The 325-nt window shown below is 36.9% G+C and carries 1 pseudogene; it reads right to left on the reverse strand.

Annotation, left to right across the window (positions count from 1 at the left end):
• Positions 1-325 (reverse strand): annotated as a pseudogene (locus DW922_RS18020) (tetracycline resistance ribosomal protection protein); the annotation flags it as partial.

Genomic DNA, 325 nt, shown 5'->3' on the forward strand with positions numbered 1-325 from the left:
ATAATCTCATGCGTTGTAGTATCCACATAATATTTTAAAAGAGGGTCGCCATCTGAAATTTCTGTAAGTGCCCCAAGCAATATTTCCCGCTGTTCAGGTTTCTTTACTGCAATCGTTGTTTGGAGCATAGGGAGAGGATTTTCAATAAATTTTCTCTGCGGCAACAGCATTTCGTTCCCCAAAATACTGTTTAGCTGCAAAACATCATTTGGTAAAATTACAATATCACCAGAGCAGGCTGTATCGGATGGATATAATTCACCGTTTGTCGGAACACACATCTCTGTGATTTTTATTTTCTCTTTTTCAGATATTCTAATAACAT

It is taken from the genome of Clostridium sp. AM42-4 (genome assembly GCF_003480105.1).
Taxonomy (GTDB): domain Bacteria; phylum Bacillota; class Clostridia; order Lachnospirales; family Lachnospiraceae; genus Brotaphodocola.